The sequence below is a fragment of the Serinicoccus sp. JS2-9 genome (assembly GCF_059025165.1).
In genome coordinates, this window is the sequence record NZ_CM180091.1 from 295,068 (window position 1) to 311,624 (window position 16,557).

Here is a 16,557-nt window from a genome sequence, read left to right on the forward strand (position 1 = left end):
CCTCAGGGCGGCGGCTCGCGCGGCCCCGTGCCTCACAACCGCCGGAAGGCAGTGGCGAGCAGGACCGGTTCGCCGACGGCGTCGCTGGCGTCGAGGTCGCACTCGGCCTCGATGACCCAGTCCAGGTCGCCGTCGGGGTCGGTCACCGTCTGGGCGACCCGCCAGACCCGCTGTGCCTGCCCGCCGGCGATTTCGGCCTGCTCGCCCCGGGCCGGCTCGACCCGGAGGTGCTGCGGGCCCCGGGCGTCGGCGTCGAGGACCACCTGGTCGTGGTCGTCGTAGAACGCGCCGACGGCTGCGTCCCAGTCCTCGCGGGTGAGCAGGGGGTCCAGCGGTGGATCGGGGAGGGCGGCGATCTGCGCCTCCAGGTCGCCGAGGGCCTCCCACGCGTCGTCGGCGACGAGCTCGACCCGGCGCCACATGGCGTTGCGGACCATGACCCGGAAGGCGCGCTCGTTGCCCGTGATCGGTCGGGCGGGGGGCGCGGGAGCACCCTCCGCCGCGCGCTGCGCTGCCTCGGCCACCCGCTCGGGGTCGGTCAGCGCCTCCCACTCCTCCAGGAGCGAGGAGTCGGTCTGGCGGATCGTCTCACCCAGCCAGTGGACGAGGTCGTGCAGCTGATCGGTGTAGGCCGACTCCGGCACGGTCTGGCGCAGCGTCCGGTAGGCGTCGGTGAGGTAGCGCAACACGACGCCCTCGGAGCGGGCGAGCTGGTAGTAGCCGACGAACTCGGTGAAGCTCATCGCCCGCTCCCACATGTCCCGCACGATCGCCTTGGGCGAGAGCGCGTCCTCGCGCACCCAGGGGTGGGACTGGCGATACATGGCCAGGGTGCCCTCGAGCAGCTCGGCGAGCGGCTGCGGCCACGAGATGTCCTCGAGCAGGGCCATCCGCTCGTCGTAGTCGATGCCGTCGGCCTTCATCTGGCCGATGGCCTCGCCGCGCACCTTGTGCCGTTGCGCCAGCAGCACCGGCATGGGGTCGTCGAGCACCGCCTCGACGACGGAGACGACGTCGAGCGCGTAGGTCGGCGCCTCGGGGTCGAAGAGCTCCAGGGCCGCGAGCGCGAAGGGCGCCAGCGGCTGGTTGAGGGCGAAGTTCTCCGCGACGCCGGGGGCGAGGTCGATGCTGCGCTCTCCCTCGGCCGCGTCCGGCCGCCGGACCAGCACCCCGGAGTCGAGGAGCGACCGCCCCAGGCTGATCGCCCGGCGGGCCAGCCGGGCCTGCACCGCAGGAGTCTCGTGGTTGTCCCGCAGCAGGGTGGCGAGGTTGCGCACCGGGTCGCCCTGGCGGGCGACGGTGTTGAGGATGACGGCGTGGTCGACCTTAAGCTTGGACTGCAGCGGCTCGGGCGGCGCGTCGACGAGTTTGGCGTAGGTCTGCTCGCTCCAGGAGACGAAGCCCTCCGGCGGCTTCTTCCGCTGGACCTTCTTCTGCTTCTTGGGGTCGTCGCCGGCCTTGGCCAGCGCGCGGGCGTTCTCGATCGTGTGCTCGGGAGCCTGCACCTCGACATACCCCACCGTGTCGAAGCCCGCGCGGCCCGCCCGCCCGGCGATCTGGTGGAACTCCCGGGCCCGCAGCACCCGCTGCCGCGAGCCGTCGAACTTCGCCAGCCCGGTGAAGAGCACGGTGCGGATGGGCACGTTGATGCCCACGCCCAGGGTGTCGGTGCCGCAGATGACCTTGAGCAGGCCATCCTGGGCGAGCTGCTCCACCAGGCGCCGGTAGCGCGGCAGCATCCCGGCGTGGTGCACGCCGATGCCGGCGCGGACGAGCTGGGAGAGGGTCTTGCCGAAGCCCGCGGTGAAGCGGAAGGCGCCGATTCGGGTGCGGATCGCCTCCTTCTCCGCCGGATCGACCAGGTGCGGGACGGACAACAGCGACTGGGCCCGCTCGAGGGCGTCCTTCTGGGTGAAGTGCACGACGTAGATCGGCGCCTGCCGGTCCTCCAGCAGCGTCTGGATCGTCTCGGGCACCGGGGTCATCGCCAGCGTCTCGCCGAAGTGAAGCGGCACCGGGCGCTCGGCGCCGGCCACGAGCGCGGTCTCCCGACCGGTGCGCCGGGTGAGGTCCTCCTCGAAGCGGGTGGTGTCGCCGAGGGTGGCCGACATGAGCAAGAACTGCGCCTGCGGGAGGGTGAGCAGCGGCACCTGCCAGGCCCAGCCCCGCTGGCCGTCGCCGTAGTAGTGGAACTCGTCCATGACCACGACCCCGATGTCGGCGCCCGCGCCCTCGCGGAGCGCGATGTTGGCGAGCACCTCGGCAGTGCAGACCACGATCGGGGCATCCGGGTTGACCGCGGCGTCGCCGGTGAGCATGCCGACGTTGTCGGCCCCGAAGACCTGGCAGGCGTCGAAGAACTTCTCGCTCACCAGCGCCTTGATCGGCGCGGTGAGGAAGGCCACCTCGTCCCGGGCGAGCGCGAGGAAGCACGCCGCGGTGGCAACCAGCGACTTGCCGCTGCCGGTCGGCGTGGCGAGCACGACGTTGCTGCCCTGGAGCAGGTGCAGCAGCGCTTCCTCCTGGTGCGGGTAGAGGGTGGTGCCGCGGTCGGCGGCCCAGGAGGTGAAGGCCTCGAAGAGCGTGTCGGCGTCGGGTGCGGCCGTGCCGCTGGCCGGCAACCGGTCGGTCAGGGTCTGGTGGGCAGGCATCACCCACCATTGTGGGTGATCGGTGTCAGGGGGCCATCGGCACCCGGACGACGTCGCCGACGTGGATCACGTCGGGGTCGCTGATGGTGCCCGGATTGGCGGTGACGAGGCGCGGGTAGAGGCTGCCGTCGCCGTAGTACTGCTGTGCGATCGCCCAGAGCGTCTGACCCGCCTCGACCCGGTGCTCGAGGTAGCGGGCGTAGCCGGGGACGACCTGCGACCCGAGGACGACCTCGACGGTCTGGGTGTCGATCTCCGCGCCGTCCTTCGGAGAGACCCAGAAGACCTCCACGAAGATCCGGGGCAGCGTGAAGGCGGCAGCCGAGACGTCGACCTGCAGCTGGAACTGCCCGTGCCCCCCGGTGCCGTCCCCGGCCATGAAGTGCCCGGTCACCTCGTCATGCCCTTCGTGGATGCGGTAGTTGAAGGTCGCCTCGAACGCCCCTCCGGCGAGGCCGGCCACGAGGACCGTGTCACCGACCAGGTCGAACTGCTGCGGCTGCTGGATCTGGATGCTCATGGCTGCTCCCCTTCGTCAGGCGGGTCCCGGTGTCCGGACCCACCCCTCCTGAGCCATGAGGTGGCCGCCAGATACGTCAGGCCCTGCGGCGGCCCTGCCCCGGTGACGCGCCTCGCGCTGGGGCAGGATGGAGTCATGCTCAGCGTCGACCTCGCCCGTCAGCTGCACGAAGCCGGCCTCATCTGGTCGCCGCTCGCCGGAGACCGCTTCGTGGTCGACCGGGCCGGTATGGCGCACGACGTGTTCTACCTGGCCGACATGACCGTCGAGGTCCACGAGTTCGTCGGGGGCTCGGTCATCGGGTTCAACGGCGTCGCCGAGTGGGCCCTGGACTCGGTGGCGCTCGACGACACCGTGTGGCTCCCCCGGGAGGACCAGCTCCGGGCCGTCCTCGGCCACGACTTCGTGGGTCTGGGCAAGCAGGGCGCGACGGGTGAGGGGGACGACGGCGAGGTGTATGCCGTCGTCGCACTGATGGAGGGGAAGCCGCGCACCTTCACGCACCGCGACGCCGAGCAGGCCTACGGCCTGGCCTGTCTGGCGGTGCTCGGCGCTCGCCACTGATCGGCGCTATGCCGCGGGGTCCCGGTTGCGCGGCAGACTTCCGCCCGGCCCGGGTCCGCAAGGGTGGCGGGGGCGCGCCATGGCGGCGCCGCGCCAGCCGAATCCCTAGTCCCCGCGCTTGCGGCGCAGCACGATCGGAGGATCGCCGACGCAGCTGAACCACGAGGGGTCCTCATATCGCACCACCACCGTCGCTGGGCGCTCGCCCTGAGCATCGGGATCACGACCGCCGGAGCCTCTCCGGATGACACCACGCTCCCGGTGGGCTCGACGGCGAGACCTACGTGATGCCCGTCTTGGCGTTCGAGGCGCTCAGCCAGGGCCGGCTAGATGCCGAGCTCTTCAACGTCACCAGCCTGATCGCGCAGGGCTACGACGACCTCAGCCGTGACACCCTGCCCGTCATCGTGGGCGGCGCCGGCGGTCTTACCCGGGCCGCGGGCGTCTCAACGACCGCCCAGCTGGAATCCATCGACGCGGTCGCCGCGAGCATCGGCAAGACGACCGGCACCCGCGCCCTCGGCCCGGCGCTCGCCCGCAGCTCCTCGGCCCGGATCTGGCTGGACGCGAAGGTCTGGTCCACCGCCGCCCTCGGCGCCGGTGACCGCGGAAGCGAGCGGCAGCATCGCGGCCGAGCCGCGGGCGATGGCCCGCTCCTCGGCGTCCTTGGCCTCGGCGCTCACCGCCACGACGTCCGAGCGCACCGTGGCGGGCGTCGCCCTGCAGCTGGGCGAAGCGCTGGGCCACGGCCTGTGGCCCAGGTCGATGACGTCGGCCAGCGCGGCGGTGAGCGCCACGTCGGGCAGCCCCGTGGCGCGCGCCCAGGTGCCTGGTGGTCTGGGGGCCGACGTCCACGGCCGAGGCTAGACCGCCTCCGCCTCGGTGGACAGGCCGAGCGGCTCGAGCATCGGGCACCTCCTCGCGACGTCAGCGTCGCACGGTGATCTGCGGCGCGTAGAGCTCCATCGTCGCGAGCGCGCGCTCGTGCGCCTCGTCGCTTGAGCCCGCGCAGGCGGGTGCCGCGATCTCGACGGTGCACCCGGCGTCCGCCGCGGCGAGGGCGGTGGAGAGCACGCAGCAGTCGGTCGCGACTCCGGCGAGCACGAGGTGGGCGTCCGGTCGCACCACGTCACGCAGGTGCTCGCCCCACTTGCCGAAGGTCGGCTCGGACACGGTATGCGGCAGCCGCAGCTCGGCGATCTCGTCCACCAGGTCGAAGATCGGGTCGTGCTGCTCCCGGTCGGCGAAACCGAAGCGCTCGAAGTAGGGGATCCAGGACCCGTGCTTGACATGCGGAGGCACCCAGCGTGTCTGGACCACGCGCTCGCCCTGGCCGTGCTCGGCGACGAGCTCGCGGATCGGCTGCACCGTCTCGGCGAAGCGCGGGGCGCACCACTCCGAGTCCGGGTCGGCGAAGATGCGCTGCGCGTCGATGACCACGAGCCAGGGCGGGGACGTCATACCCGCTCCTCCTGACGGCGCACGATCGCCCGGCCGAGGACGAGCCACCCGACGAAGCCGATCGCCAGCGCCACGAGGACACCGAGGTTGGCCCAGGCCCAGGTGCCCTCCTTGCCACCCAGCCCGAGCGGGCCGAGCAGGTAGCCCTGCCAATTGTTCCACGAGGCCGCGTCGGCGAACAGGTTGATGACCAGGCCCCAGCCGATCACCGAGGCGGTGCCCATGATCCCGATGGCGGTCCAGTCCCAGTCGCCGTAGCGGCCGCGCGGGTCGAAGAGCGCCCGCTCGTCGTAGTCCCTGCGGCGCAGCGCGACGTCGGCCATGAGGATGCCCGCCCAGGCGGCGATGGGCACCCCGAGGGTGATGAGGAAGCTCTGGAACGGCGCGAGGAAACTCTGCGCGAAGAAGACCACCCAGATCGTGCCGAGCGTGAGGATGGTGCCGTCGATGAGCGCCGCCGCGGGCCGGGGGATGTCGACGCCGAGCGAGAGCAGCGTAAGGCCCGAGGAGTAGATGCCGAGCACGGCCCCGCTCACCAGGGCCAGCACCGCCGCCAGCAGGAACGGCACGAGGAACCAGATCGGCAGGATCGTCGCGAGCGTCCCGATCGGGTCGCCCACGATCCCGTCCTCGAGCTCGGGCTGGGAGCCGATGAGCAGCAGGCCGTAGATGACGAGCAGGGTGGGTGCGAGCGCGCCGCCGAGGGTGTTCCAGAAGACGATCGCCCCGCCGGAGGCGCCCCGGCGCTGGTAGCGGGACCAGTCGGCGGCGATGTTGATCCAGCCCAGGCCGAAGCCGGTCATGAGCATGACCAGCGCCCCGATGACCGCCTCGGGAGCCCCGGCCTCCCGGGAGGTGACCGCGGCGAGGTCGATGCGGTCCATCGTCATCGCGATGTAGGTGATGGTCGCCGCGCCGGTGAGCCAGGTCAGGACCGACTGCAGTTTGATGATGGTGTGGTAGCCGGCGACCGAGGCGATGACGATGAGCGCCGCGATGACGGCGCACGCCACGACCTTGGTCGTCGTGCCTCCACCCCAGCCGAGCTGGGTGAAGACGGTGGCCGTGGCCAGCACCGCCATGATCGCGAGGAAGGTCTCCCACCCCATGGAGATCAACCAGGAGAAGACGCCGGGCACCTTCTGCCCGTTGACGCCGAAGGCCGCACGCGACAGCACCATCGTCGGGGCCGAGCCCCGCTTGCCGGCGAGGGCGATGATGCCGCAGGCCAGGAAGGACGCGACGACACCGATGACGGTGACGACCAGCGCCTGGGTGAAGTTGATCCCGAAGCCGAAGACATAGCTGGCGTAGCTGATGCCGAAGACCGACACGTTGGCCGCGAACCAGGGCCAGAAGAGGTCGACGGGGCGTGCGGTGCGCTCCGCCTCGTCGATGATCTCGATGCCGTTGGTCTCCACCAGCCGGCGCTCGGTGTCGCTGAGACGCGTCGAGCTGGCTGCGGTGATCTCGCTCATGGGGGGCACTCTCCCATACCGGCAAGGGTTCACCCAGGGTTCAGGTCTGCCACCGCGCACGGAGCGCGCCCTGTCCTACGGTGTGCGGTATGACGACGCGCACGGCATACCTCTCCGTCCTGGCCGCGACCGCCCTGGCGGGTGGCCTGGCCGTCGCACCCGCGGGCGCGGCTCCCGACCAGGGGGCATGGGGGTCGGGTGGCGCCGACGGCGACGTGCGGGTCGCGACCTTCAACGCCTCGCTCAACCGTTTCTCCGAGGGCGAACTCGCCGCCGACCTGGCCACCGGAGACGACGAGCAGGCGCAGAACGTCGCCGAGACGATCCAGCGCACCCGGCCCGACATCGTGCTCATCAACGAGTTCGACTACGCGCCCGGCAACGAGGACCTCTTCCGCGACAACTACCTGGAGGTCGGGCAGAACGGCGCGGAGCCGATGGACTACCCCTACGCCTACCTCGCGCCCTCCAACACCGGCATCCCGAGTGGGCTCGACCTCAACAACGACGGGACCGTGGGTGGCCCGGACGACGCCTACGGCTTCGGCTTCTTCCCCGGGCAGTACGGCATGGTCGTCTACTCGCAGTATCCGATCGACATCGAGCAGGTGCGGACCTTCCAGCAGTTCCGCTGGCAGGACATGCCAGGCAACCTCCTCCCGACCGACTTCTACGATGCGCAGGAGCAGGAGGCTCTGCGGCTGTCGAGCAAGTCGCACTGGGACGTGCCGGTCGAGGTGGGCGGCAAGACCCTGCACGTGCTCGCGGCGCACCCGACTCCCCCGACCTTCGACGGCGAGGAGGACCGCAACGGGCGCCGCAACCACGACGAGATCCGCTTCTGGGCCGACTACGTGGCCGGCAATCGGACTGCGTCCTATATCTACGACGACCAGGGCCGCGCCGGCGGCCTGGACCGCAGCGAGCGCTTCGTCATCGTGGGCGACTACAACGCCGATCCGCTCGACGGCGACTCCCGCGACGGGGCGGTCAACCAGTTGCTGGACAGCCGCTTCGTCACCACCAAGGTCACGCCCGCCAGCGAGGGAGGGGTGGAGCAGGCGGCCCTGCAGGGCGGCGCCAACACCGAGCACGTGTCCGACCCGGCCTTCGACACCGCCGACTTCAACGACAACCCGGCGCCGGGCAACCTGCGCGTCGACTACGTCCTGCCGAGCCGCCGGATGCTTATCCTCGACGCCGGTGTCTTCTGGCCGACCGAGGACGACCCGCTGTTCCGGCTGGTCGGCACCTTCCCGTTCCCGACGAGCGACCACCGGCTCGTGTGGGCCGATCTGCGGCTGCCGCACCGGGACTGAACCGGTCGCGGCGGCCGGATCGGCCTCGGCGGTCGACCGGGTCCGCTGCGAGGTCGCCGCCACCGGGCCGTGGGCAGGAAGCGATACGGTGGACCTCATGACGGGGACGCCGGAGGAGCAGGGAGCGCGGGCACGAGGCGAGGAGCGCGGAGCCCAGCCGCCGCTGCCCGGCCCGAGCGAGGAGACCGAGCGCCCGATGACGATCATCGGCGGCCCGGCGGCCCAGGACTCACCCGACTGGCGTCCCGAGCGCGGGGTCGAGGTGAGCGGCGGAGCTGCAGCGCCCGCGCACCGAGGCGCAGACGTGCCGGCCCTCGCGGCCTCCCCGCAGATCCGGGCCTACTTCAGCACGACCAGCCGGATCGGTCGCTGGCAGGTGCCGCCGGTGCTGAAGCTGGTCGGTGCCTTCAACGAGACGGTGCTGGACCTCCGCGAGGCGATCGTCACCTCGTCGACGGTGGAGCTATGGCTGTCCGACACCTTCTCCAGCTGCAAGATCATCGTCCCCCGGGGCGTCGGGGTCGACGTCACCGGCGGCACCTCGATGTTCAGCGACCTCAAGGGCGACTACGAGGGCGTCTCCGATCCCGGTATGTGGCGGCTCACCATCGTGCAGAAGGGCCACTTCAGCAGTGTCCGGATCATCTCGCTCGACCCCGGCGAGCCGGAGCCCAAGTGGTGGCAGAAGCTCTTCTGAGTCCGGCGCGCCCGCGGTGCGTCTCGAACCGCGACATTCTCACGACTATCCCTTGATATCGAACACATGTTCGATGATCCTGGTGGGATCAGGACTGGGTGCTTCATCTAAGGGGGTGAGGGGCGTGGCGGTCGCGGCGATCGAGTCGGCGGAGGAGGCGGCGCTGAGTGCGCTCGGGGCTGTGGCGGCGGCCCGTTCGGGTCTGGAGGCGCGGTTGGTGGTGGCGGTGACTGGGGCTGCGGTGCTGGCGCAGAAAGGGTTCGTCTCGGTGGAGGAGCTGACCGACGGTCAGCGGGCGAGGTGGCTGGCGGAGACGAAGCGGTCGGCGTGCGCCAAGGTGCAGGCGCGGCTGGTGATGGGTGTCACGCAGGCGCGGCACCTCGTAGGTCTGGCGTGCGCGCCGGTCGGGGTGCGGGCGGCGGTGCTGGGTGCCTGGGACCGGGGCGAGGTGTCGTGGGACATGGCGAGGGCGTTCTGGCGGCGGTGCGGCTCGCTGGAGGCCGACGGGTCGCTGCTGGTCGCCGAGGGACTGTTCGGCACGGACCCGCACGTCGTCGTGGCCGAGCGGCTGACACCAGAGGGTGAGCTGCGTCAAGGGCCGTGGCACGAGGCGGACTACACCGCCGCGCTGGCACGGGAGGCGACCCGGGCCGAGGGGAGCGACGTGGTGGCCGAGCGGGAACGGCGCAGCAGGGCCTACCGGGAGCGTCGCGCGACGATCACGGTCCACGACGACGGGACGGCGACTCTGGAGGCGACCGGGCCCGCGATCTCGTTGATCGCGGCGCACGCCCGGGTCGAGCGCGCTGCCCGGCTGCTGCGCAAGCAGGGCGACCCCCGCACCCTGAACCAGCTCCGCTCCGACGTGCTCACCGCCTTCCTCGTCCACGGACGGCTGCCCGTGCCCGACCATCTCGTCAGCCCGCATGAAGGGCACCCAGCCATTCGCTCCCCGAGCCCGGGACGGCGACCGGTGCACACGCCCTGGAGCCCGGGGCAGCTGGCGAAGCCCGCGCCCCCGAGGATCATCACCTCGCGGCTGATGAGCCTGGACCGTCCGGTTCGACTGCTTCGTCTGCGGCGGCAGACGAAGCAGTCCGGAGGGCTGGGCCGATCTGGTCACGCCTGACGAAGACGTCGGCGGCCAGGACCTGGCGGCGCATCGCTGCGTCCGGGCGGTACGTGGTCAGGGACCGCTCGACCAACCGACCGTCCGCGGGATCGGTCAGCAGCCTGGCCAGCGTCGTGCCAGGCATCAGCGCGAGCTCGCGGACCTGCCCCGGTCACCCCCTGGGGACCGGAGTGGCCCGGTGGGCCGACCGCGGAGACCAACCTCGTCGCGCTGGGCAAGTCCGCCCACCAGCTCACGACGCTCGGACGCGCTCTCGCCGAGGTCAACGACCTGCGTGACCTGACCTGGACCACACTGCTCGGCCAGACCGAGACGACCCGGGCACACGACTACCGGCAGTACGGCCACGGACTCCGCACGGCTGCCGCCTGTGACCGCGCCGAACCAGGCGCAGAGGCAGCACCAGACCTGACCACCCCGGCACCGGTGAGCACGGCGGGCCGCTGTCGGGGTGGATGTGGGTCACCCGCACAGAGACCGGCCGCCGCCGCGACGGCGCCGACCCCACCACCCCGACCCCCGAAGCAGTCCTCGGGGGAGAAAAGAGCACTGCCGAGCAGGCGACCGGGGCAAGCGATGCGGGCACCGGGCCCGCTGCAGTGTGCCGGCCCGACCCGGCGCAGGGGTCTGCACAGGAGGCCAGAACGGCGTCCGGGGCCGGTTCAGAGCCTCGACGCTGCACCGCTGACCCGGATCCGACCGGCTGGCGCACCCCGCCCGGCAACGAGCCTCCCTTCTGAGCAGGGGCTCACCTTCCGCACCGTTCTGGCCGTGCGAGCGGGCGCCCGGCCCTCGCCGTGTCAGCAGCGGCTAGCCTGGGACGCCGGAGCCGAGACGGCGTTGCCGTGGTCGGGCTCCGGGCCTCTAGCTCAATTGGCAGAGCTGCGGACTTTTAATCCGTAGGTTCCGGGTTCGAGCCCCGGGGGGCCCACCTCGGGAGCGCGAGATCCAGGCGCTCACTCCCGGACGGCCGGGGAGGTCGCGACATCGTCGACGGTGTCGATGACCACCCGGCTCATCTCGATCAGGGCGCCGTAGAGCGGCCAGCGCTGGTCCGGGAGATCGGCCGAGGACAGCCGCGACGCCAGGTCGTCGACGTCCTCGCGCAGCGCGATGACGTCACCCTGCGGGTCCGCCACCCGGCGCCCCAGCTCCTCGACCAGGTCTGACCAGGTGGTGCGGAACACCGCGTCCCAGTCCTCGGCCTGCACCGCCGACTGGTGGATGAGCCGCGCCATACCCCGCACCTGGGCGATGCCATCCTCGAGCCGTCCGAGGACCCGCGACAGCTCCTCGGCATCCCCGCCCTGCCGACGCGGGTTGCCCCACCGGCTCTCGCGCGCCTCGTAGACCAACCGCCAGGCACTCTCCAGCCGGCCGTCCAGGGTGCGCGTCCGTTCCACCCAGTCCCCCGTCCGCTCCTCGTCCGCGCCGGCCCGCACGCCGTCCGCCATGTCGGAGAGCAGCTCGCCGAGCCCGCGGTCGATCTCGGCGATCTGCCGTCGCGCGCTCGCGTCGCGCAGCGGCGCCGCGACCACCACGTTGACCACGAGCGCGACCACCACACCGATCGCGGTCGCCCCGAGCCGATCGAGCAGGCTCCCCGGACCGGTGCTCGACGACGTCGTGATGACGAAGAGCACCGTCGTGGCGACGGTGACCCCCTCGTCCCGCAGCACACCGACCCTGGCCAGCAGCATCGCGACGAGCAACGCCAGCCCGAGGGTGAGGACACCCCTGCCGCCCAGCAGCACCGCCACGAACGCCAGGGTCACGCCGGCGGTGGTCGCCAGCACCGCCTGGGCGCCGCGCGACACGGTGCGGTAGACCGTGGCGTGCACGGTGAGCAGGGCGGTCCACGGCGCCAGGAAGGCCTGCTCGAGGCCGAGCACCCGGTCCGCCAGCACCCACGCCGCCACCGCCGCGACGACGCTCTTGAGCACCTGCACCAGGTCGCTCGTGACATCCGGGCGGCGCAGCCACGCCCCGAGGTCGTGCGCACGTGAAGCCATCACCCCATTCTGTCATCGCTGGCACGGCGCGCCCTCCGCCCAGAGCGCCGCCCGGGACTCAGGACGTGCGCTCGACCACGCGGCGCAGGAAGGACGTCAGCACCTCCCGCTCCGCCTCCCCCATGCCGTCGAAGAACAGCCGCCGGACAGTCCTCACGTGATCGGGCGCCGCCCCCTCCAGCGCCTCACGTCCGGCGTCGGTCAGCACGACGAAGGCCCCGCGGCCGTCCTCGGCGCACTCGACCTTCTCGACGAGACCCCGTCCGCCCATGCGACGCAGGTGGTGCGAGAGCCGGGACCGCTCCCAGTGCATCTGCTCGGCCAGCGCCGAGACGCGCAGCCGCCCCTCCTCCGCCTCGGACAGCCGCACCAGGGTCTCGAAGTCCTGCAGCGACAGCTCGCTGTCGGCGTGCAACGCCCGCCCCATCGCCGCCGGCAGGTCGGTCTGCACCCGCAGCCAGGCGCGCCAGAGCTCCATCTCGGACTCCTCAAGCCAGGGCACGGCGGGTGTGGACGACATACCGCCAGAATACCAGTTGCGTGACACGTCACGGACATCTAGGATGCTGGTTGACACGTCAACGACTCCCGAGAGGACCCACCATGACCGAGACCACCGCTACCCCCACCGCCCTGCGCGACCTGGACGGCACCTACGCCATCGACGCCTCGCACAGCCGGGTCGGCTTCTCCACCCGCCACGCGATGGTGACCAAGGTCCGCGGCGCCTTCAACGAGATCGAGGGCACCGCCACCACCGGCACCGACCTGGAGGGCGCCTCGATCCAGGTGACGATGCAGGTCGCCTCGGTCGACACCCGCTCGGCCGACCGCGACGGCCATCTGAAGTCGGCCGACTTCTTCGACGCCGAGACCTACCCGACCATCACCTTCACCTCCACCGAGGTGTCCGCGGTCGACGCCGAGACCCTTCGCGTGACCGGCGACCTCGCCATCAAGGACGTGACCCGCCCGGTGACCGTGGACTTCGAGTACGCCGGTGCCGCCACCGACCCCTTCGGCAACGAGCGCATCGGCTTCGAGGGCTCCACCGTGGTGAACCGTAAGGACTTCGGCCTCACCTGGAACGCCGCGCTGGAGACCGGCGGCGTGCTGGTGGCGGACAAGGTTACGCTGGAGTTCGAGATCTCGGCGATCAAGTCCGCCTGATCTCGAGCACTCTCCGCCTGATCTCGAGCACTCCCCGGGCGCCCCTGCCCTCAGCCCGGGTGAGCGACGGCCCCGCCGGCCCTGTGACCCGGCGGGGCCGTTGTCGTGCTCGAGAGGTATGCCTCAGCTGCGGAACTGCGTGAAGTCGGCCGTCTGCGGGTCGGGGAACATCCGCTCGTCGGTGTCCAGCCCGGTGATCGCGGCCATCTGCGTGTCGTCCAGCTCGAAGCCGAAGACGGCGATGTTGGCGCGGATCCGCTCGGGCGTCGCCGACTTCGGGATGACGATCCGGCCCTCCTGCAGGTGCCAGCGGATGACGACCTGGCCCGGGGTGACGCCCAGCGCCTCCGCCGCCTCGGCCACGGCCGGCAGCTGCAGGTCCTGGCCCTGGCCGATCGGCGCATACGCCTCCACGGCGATCCCGGCTGACCGCGAGGCCTCCTGGGTGCCCGGCTGCTGGAAGCTGGGGTGCACCTCGATCTGGTTGACCGCAGGGGTGACGTCCGCGCCGCGGAGCAGCTCCGTGACATGGTCGGGCAGGAAGTTCGAGATGCCGATCGCGCGCACCGCGCCCTCGGCATACAGCTCCTGCAGGACCTCCCAGGTCTCCCCCGCGAGGCCCTTGCTGGGCACCGGCCAGTGGATGAGGTAGAGGTCGACCGCGTCCACCCCGAGCGCCTCGCGCGAGGCCTCGAAGGCCGCGCGGGTGCGCTCGCGCCCCTGGTCGCCGTTGCGCAGCTTGGTGGTGAGGAAGACGTCCTCGCGCGGCAGTCCGCTGCTGCGCAGCGCGGCTCCGACACCGGCCTCGTTGTAGTAGCCCGCGGCGGTGTCGATGTGGCGGTAGCCCGCCTCGAGCGCGGTCTCGACGACCCGCTGCGTCTCCTCCTCGTCCACCTGGAAGGTCCCGAACCCCAGCTGGGGGATCTCGACGCCGTTGTTGAGGGCGATGCGTGGCTGCTCAGTCATCTGGCCAGCCTACGGTGCTGCACACTGGGACCCATGTCGTGGGCCGACCTCCCCGACGATCCCGACGAGCGCCGGGGTCTGCGGGACAGAGCCGCAGCCGCCGAGCAGATGACCGGTCATCTGCAGGTGCAGCTGCCGGGCCTCGTCGAGCGCCGCGTGCCGGTCCGCGGCATCACCCCCGGCCCGGCGCAGGGCGTGGGCCGGATGCGCCTGGCGGACTCCACGACGTTTCTCATCGGAGGTTTCGTGCCTGGCGACCTGGGGCGCGTGGGCCGCGCCCTCCACAACCGGTATGCCGTGACGATCGCCCGGTGGGAGCGCGAGGAGAGCGGGCTGCTGCTCACGCTGGCGGGGGTCCCGGGCCGCGAGCCGGTGCGCGTCTGGCTCCTCGGCCCGGACCAGCCGGACTGAGCCTGCCCCGGCGGGGACGAGGGTGCGGCCGGCTCAGCCGGAGTCGGCCCTCGCGAGCGCGAGCGCCTGCAGCATCGAGCGCGCCTTGGTGCGGGTCTCGGCATACTCCTCGTCCGGGTCGGAGAGCGCGGTGACGGCCCCGCCGACGCCGAAGGTCACCTCACCCGCACCCCAGGTCACCGTGCGGATGACGATCGAGGTGTCCATGCAGCCGTCCAGCCCGATCCACCCGATGGCTCCGGAGTAGACGCCGCGCGCCGCCCCCTCCAGGCTGTCGAGGATCTCCATCGTCCGGACCTTGGGCGCCCCCGTCATGGACCCGCCAGGGAAGCAGGATCGCAGCACGTCGGTCGGGCGCATCCCCGCGGCCAGCTCACCCCGCACCGTCGAGACCAGCTGGTGCAGCGTCGCGTAGGTCTCCACCGCGAAGATCTCCGGCACGTGGACGCTGCCGGAGCGGCAGACACGATGCAGGTCGTTGCGCAGCAGGTCGACGATCATGAGGTTCTCCGCCCGGTCCTTGACCGCGGTCGCGAGGTCTGCGGCGAGCGCGGCGTCCTGCTCGGGCGTGGCGCCGCGGGGGCGGGTGCCCTTGATCGGTCGGGCCTCGACGACCCCGCTGCCACTCTGCACCGAGACGAAACGCTCCGGCGAGCCGGACAGGATGCTCACCTCCGGCGTGCGCAGCCAGGCGCCGTGCGGCACGGGAGAGACCTGGCGCAGCGCGCGGTAGAGCGCCCCCTCATCCACCCCGGTGCCGGGTGCGGCATAGGTGGTGGTGAGGCAGACCTCGTAGGACTCGCCCCGCGCGATCTCGCGCTGCGCCCGCCGCACCAGCTCGAGGTATGCCGTCTCGTCGTGCCGCGGCACCGCCACCTCGACCCTCTCTCCCGACCGAGCGTCGCCCATGGTTGCTCCCAGGCCGACCGAGCGTCGCTCGTGGTTGCTCCGCTCACCCTCGGAGCGGGCGCGCGCGACCGCCGCAGCGACCTGCTCGACCCAGGCCCGCTGCTCCTGCTCGACGTGGGCGTCCTCCAGCCAGATGGCCCACACCGCTCTCGCGTCGTGGTCGACGACGACCCCCCGGTCGGCAAAGGTCAGCCAGGCGTCCGGCCACGGTGAGCGGTGGGCGGCGAACCCTCCGGTCTCAGCCTTGAGCTCATAGCCCCAGTAGCCGACGAAACCCGGGCGCCAGGGTGGGCAGGCGGGATCGTCGAGCGCGGACGACGCACGCGGGCGCCAGCCGTCCAGCAGCACGTCCAGCCGGTCCAGCAGGGGCAGGCCCTCCCCCACCCGGTGGGCCAGCTCGAAGGCGAGCGGCCCGCGGGAGTCGGCGAGCAGCGACCAGCCCCGACCGTCCGAGGCGTCCAGCCAGACCGAGGTCGGCGCGTCGGCGAGCAGCAGGTCGCGCAGGACCGCCACGTCGACCCCCGCACCTGAGACCTGGCGCGCCTGCACGGTCACCAGGCGACCGCCCGGTTCGTGGTCGCCGGTAGCCAGGGTGTCGCCGATCGCCACGGGGCCTGCGTCGAGACCCGGGTCTAGGCCGTGGTCCGGAACGCTCGGAGGGGCCCCGGCTCCCTCCGACAGCTCCACCCCGGCCAGCCGCAGGAAGTTGGCGACGATCAGCTCGCCGTGCTCGGAGAGCACCGACTCGGGGTGGAACTGCACGCCCCAGAACGGCCGCTCCGGGTCGGCCAGCCCCATGACGCAGCCGTCGTCGGTGGAGCGGGCGGTCACCCGCAGGCCGGACCGCAGCGGCTGCGCCACCTCGAGGGAGTGGTAGCGCACCACCCGCAGCGGGCTCGGCACACCGTCGAAGAGGTCGACCCCGTCGTGCTCGACCTCGCTGACGATCCCGTGCCGGGTGAGCGCCATCTCGGCGACCCGCTCCCCGGCGACGTGCGCGAGGCCCTGGTGCCCGAGACATATCCCCAGCACCGGCACCTCGCGCTGGCGCAGCGCGGCGTCCGACAGCCCCATGTCCGAGGGGACCTGCGGCCGGCCCGGGCCGGGTCCGACGACGATCGCGGCGAAGGTCGCGAGCTCGGCCGCCCCGGCCACGTGGTCGTGCGACCACAGCACGGGGGCGCGACCGAGCACGCGATGCACGAGGTCGGCGACGTTGTAGGTGAAGCTGTCGACGTTGTCGATCAGCAGGACCTCCCCCGGCACG

Annotated in this window: 15 protein-coding genes and 1 tRNA gene; 7 read left to right on the forward strand and 9 right to left on the reverse strand. The window is 71.9% G+C overall.

From position 1 onward, the window contains the following. Positions 1-32: 32 nt before the first annotated feature. Together AC5PYY_RS01500 and AC5PYY_RS01505 are read right to left on the reverse strand one after the other, a co-directional pair. A complete protein-coding gene (locus AC5PYY_RS01500; protein ID WP_493898062.1) occupies positions 33-2,651 on the reverse strand; it encodes a DEAD/DEAH box helicase in 2,619 nt (872 codons plus the stop codon). A 25-nt stretch (positions 2,652-2,676) separates the two neighbouring features. Next, positions 2,677-3,171: a Gmad2 immunoglobulin-like domain-containing protein gene (locus AC5PYY_RS01505; RefSeq protein WP_493898063.1), complete on the reverse strand. Its 495-nt coding sequence runs from the start codon at positions 3,169-3,171 to the stop codon at positions 2,677-2,679. Positions 3,172-3,306: 135 nt separating this feature from the next. On the opposite strand from AC5PYY_RS01505, the gene AC5PYY_RS01510 reads away from it, so the two are divergent. Beyond that, positions 3,307-3,735 carry a hypothetical protein gene (locus tag AC5PYY_RS01510; RefSeq protein ID WP_493898064.1) on the forward strand — a complete coding sequence of 143 codons (429 nt, stop codon included), beginning with the start codon at positions 3,307-3,309 and terminating at the stop codon, positions 3,733-3,735. Between the two features lie 446 nt (positions 3,736-4,181). On the opposite strand, the gene AC5PYY_RS01515 is transcribed toward AC5PYY_RS01510, so the two are convergent. The 3 genes from AC5PYY_RS01515 to AC5PYY_RS01525 form a co-directional block, all read right to left on the reverse strand. Next, positions 4,182-4,532, reverse strand: coding sequence for a hypothetical protein (locus AC5PYY_RS01515; protein WP_493898065.1), 351 nt, complete (start codon positions 4,530-4,532; stop codon positions 4,182-4,184). A 130-nt stretch (positions 4,533-4,662) separates the two neighbouring features. Beyond that, complete coding sequence (locus AC5PYY_RS01520) at positions 4,663-5,196, reverse strand: cysteine hydrolase family protein (RefSeq protein WP_493898066.1); 534 nt, start codon at positions 5,194-5,196, stop codon at positions 4,663-4,665. Further along, positions 5,193-6,674 carry a purine-cytosine permease family protein gene (locus AC5PYY_RS01525; RefSeq protein WP_493898067.1) on the reverse strand — a complete coding sequence of 494 codons (1,482 nt, stop codon included), beginning with the start codon at positions 6,672-6,674 and terminating at the stop codon, positions 5,193-5,195. The genes AC5PYY_RS01520 and AC5PYY_RS01525 overlap by 4 nt, the downstream gene beginning before the upstream one ends. A gap of 89 nt (positions 6,675-6,763) precedes the next feature. Here AC5PYY_RS01525 and AC5PYY_RS01530 point away from each other — a divergent pair, with 89 nt between their 5' ends. From AC5PYY_RS01530 to AC5PYY_RS01545, 4 genes are all read left to right on the forward strand, one after another. After that, positions 6,764-7,993 (forward strand): endonuclease/exonuclease/phosphatase family protein, encoded by a 1,230-nt coding sequence (locus AC5PYY_RS01530; RefSeq protein ID WP_493898068.1) that lies wholly within the window; start codon positions 6,764-6,766, stop codon positions 7,991-7,993. A 97-nt stretch (positions 7,994-8,090) separates the two neighbouring features. Next, complete coding sequence (locus AC5PYY_RS01535) at positions 8,091-8,690, forward strand: hypothetical protein (protein WP_493898069.1); 600 nt, start codon at positions 8,091-8,093, stop codon at positions 8,688-8,690. Positions 8,691-8,814: 124 nt separating this feature from the next. Further along, the gene (locus AC5PYY_RS01540; protein WP_493898070.1) at positions 8,815-9,819 is read left to right on the forward strand and encodes a hypothetical protein; all 1,005 of its coding nucleotides are present in this window, start codon (positions 8,815-8,817) and stop codon (positions 9,817-9,819) included. An 861-nt stretch (positions 9,820-10,680) separates the two neighbouring features. Then, a tRNA-Lys gene (locus tag AC5PYY_RS01545) sits at positions 10,681-10,753 on the forward strand. A 25-nt stretch (positions 10,754-10,778) separates the two neighbouring features. Here the strand turns inward: AC5PYY_RS01545 and AC5PYY_RS01550 are convergent. Next, entirely contained in the window at positions 10,779-11,834 is a 1,056-nt protein-coding gene (locus tag AC5PYY_RS01550; protein ID WP_493898071.1) for an aromatic acid exporter family protein, read from the reverse strand. A 58-nt stretch (positions 11,835-11,892) separates the two neighbouring features. After that, the gene (locus AC5PYY_RS01555; RefSeq protein ID WP_075817670.1) at positions 11,893-12,354 is read right to left on the reverse strand and encodes a MarR family winged helix-turn-helix transcriptional regulator; all 462 of its coding nucleotides are present in this window, start codon (positions 12,352-12,354) and stop codon (positions 11,893-11,895) included. A gap of 83 nt (positions 12,355-12,437) precedes the next feature. On the opposite strand from AC5PYY_RS01555, the gene AC5PYY_RS01560 reads away from it, so the two are divergent. Beyond that, positions 12,438-13,004 carry a YceI family protein gene (locus AC5PYY_RS01560; protein ID WP_493898072.1) on the forward strand — a complete coding sequence of 189 codons (567 nt, stop codon included), beginning with the start codon at positions 12,438-12,440 and terminating at the stop codon, positions 13,002-13,004. A gap of 123 nt (positions 13,005-13,127) precedes the next feature. On the opposite strand, the gene AC5PYY_RS01565 is transcribed toward AC5PYY_RS01560, so the two are convergent. Further along, complete coding sequence (locus tag AC5PYY_RS01565) at positions 13,128-13,970, reverse strand: aldo/keto reductase (protein WP_493898073.1); 843 nt, start codon at positions 13,968-13,970, stop codon at positions 13,128-13,130. A 33-nt stretch (positions 13,971-14,003) separates the two neighbouring features. Here AC5PYY_RS01565 and AC5PYY_RS01570 point away from each other — a divergent pair, with 33 nt between their 5' ends. Next, positions 14,004-14,381: a hypothetical protein gene (locus AC5PYY_RS01570; protein WP_493898074.1), complete on the forward strand. Its 378-nt coding sequence runs from the start codon at positions 14,004-14,006 to the stop codon at positions 14,379-14,381. Positions 14,382-14,414: 33 nt separating this feature from the next. Here the strand turns inward: AC5PYY_RS01570 and pabB are convergent, their stop codons facing one another. Beyond that, positions 14,415-16,556, reverse strand: coding sequence for an aminodeoxychorismate synthase component I (gene pabB / locus AC5PYY_RS01575; RefSeq protein WP_493898075.1), 2,142 nt, complete (start codon positions 16,554-16,556; stop codon positions 14,415-14,417). Position 16,557 lies beyond the last annotated feature (1 nt).

Coding starts and splice junctions, on each gene's coding strand:
- AC5PYY_RS01570 (WP_493898074.1), top strand. CDS start 14,004: ATGTCGTGGGCCGACCTCCCCGACGATCCCGACGAGCGCCGGGGTCTG.
- AC5PYY_RS01560 (WP_493898072.1), top strand. CDS start 12,438: ATGACCGAGACCACCGCTACCCCCACCGCCCTGCGCGACCTGGACGGC.
- AC5PYY_RS01500 (WP_493898062.1), bottom strand. CDS start 2,651: ATGCCTGCCCACCAGACCCTGACCGACCGGTTGCCGGCCAGCGGCACG.
- AC5PYY_RS01510 (WP_493898064.1), top strand. CDS start 3,307: ATGCTCAGCGTCGACCTCGCCCGTCAGCTGCACGAAGCCGGCCTCATC.
- AC5PYY_RS01525 (WP_493898067.1), bottom strand. CDS start 6,674: ATGAGCGAGATCACCGCAGCCAGCTCGACGCGTCTCAGCGACACCGAG.
- AC5PYY_RS01505 (WP_493898063.1), bottom strand. CDS start 3,171: ATGAGCATCCAGATCCAGCAGCCGCAGCAGTTCGACCTGGTCGGTGAC.
- AC5PYY_RS01535 (WP_493898069.1), top strand. CDS start 8,091: ATGACGGGGACGCCGGAGGAGCAGGGAGCGCGGGCACGAGGCGAGGAG.
- AC5PYY_RS01520 (WP_493898066.1), bottom strand. CDS start 5,196: ATGACGTCCCCGCCCTGGCTCGTGGTCATCGACGCGCAGCGCATCTTC.
- AC5PYY_RS01530 (WP_493898068.1), top strand. CDS start 6,764: ATGACGACGCGCACGGCATACCTCTCCGTCCTGGCCGCGACCGCCCTG.
- AC5PYY_RS01555 (WP_075817670.1), bottom strand. CDS start 12,354: ATGTCGTCCACACCCGCCGTGCCCTGGCTTGAGGAGTCCGAGATGGAG.
- AC5PYY_RS01550 (WP_493898071.1), bottom strand. CDS start 11,834: ATGGCTTCACGTGCGCACGACCTCGGGGCGTGGCTGCGCCGCCCGGAT.
- AC5PYY_RS01565 (WP_493898073.1), bottom strand. CDS start 13,970: ATGACTGAGCAGCCACGCATCGCCCTCAACAACGGCGTCGAGATCCCC.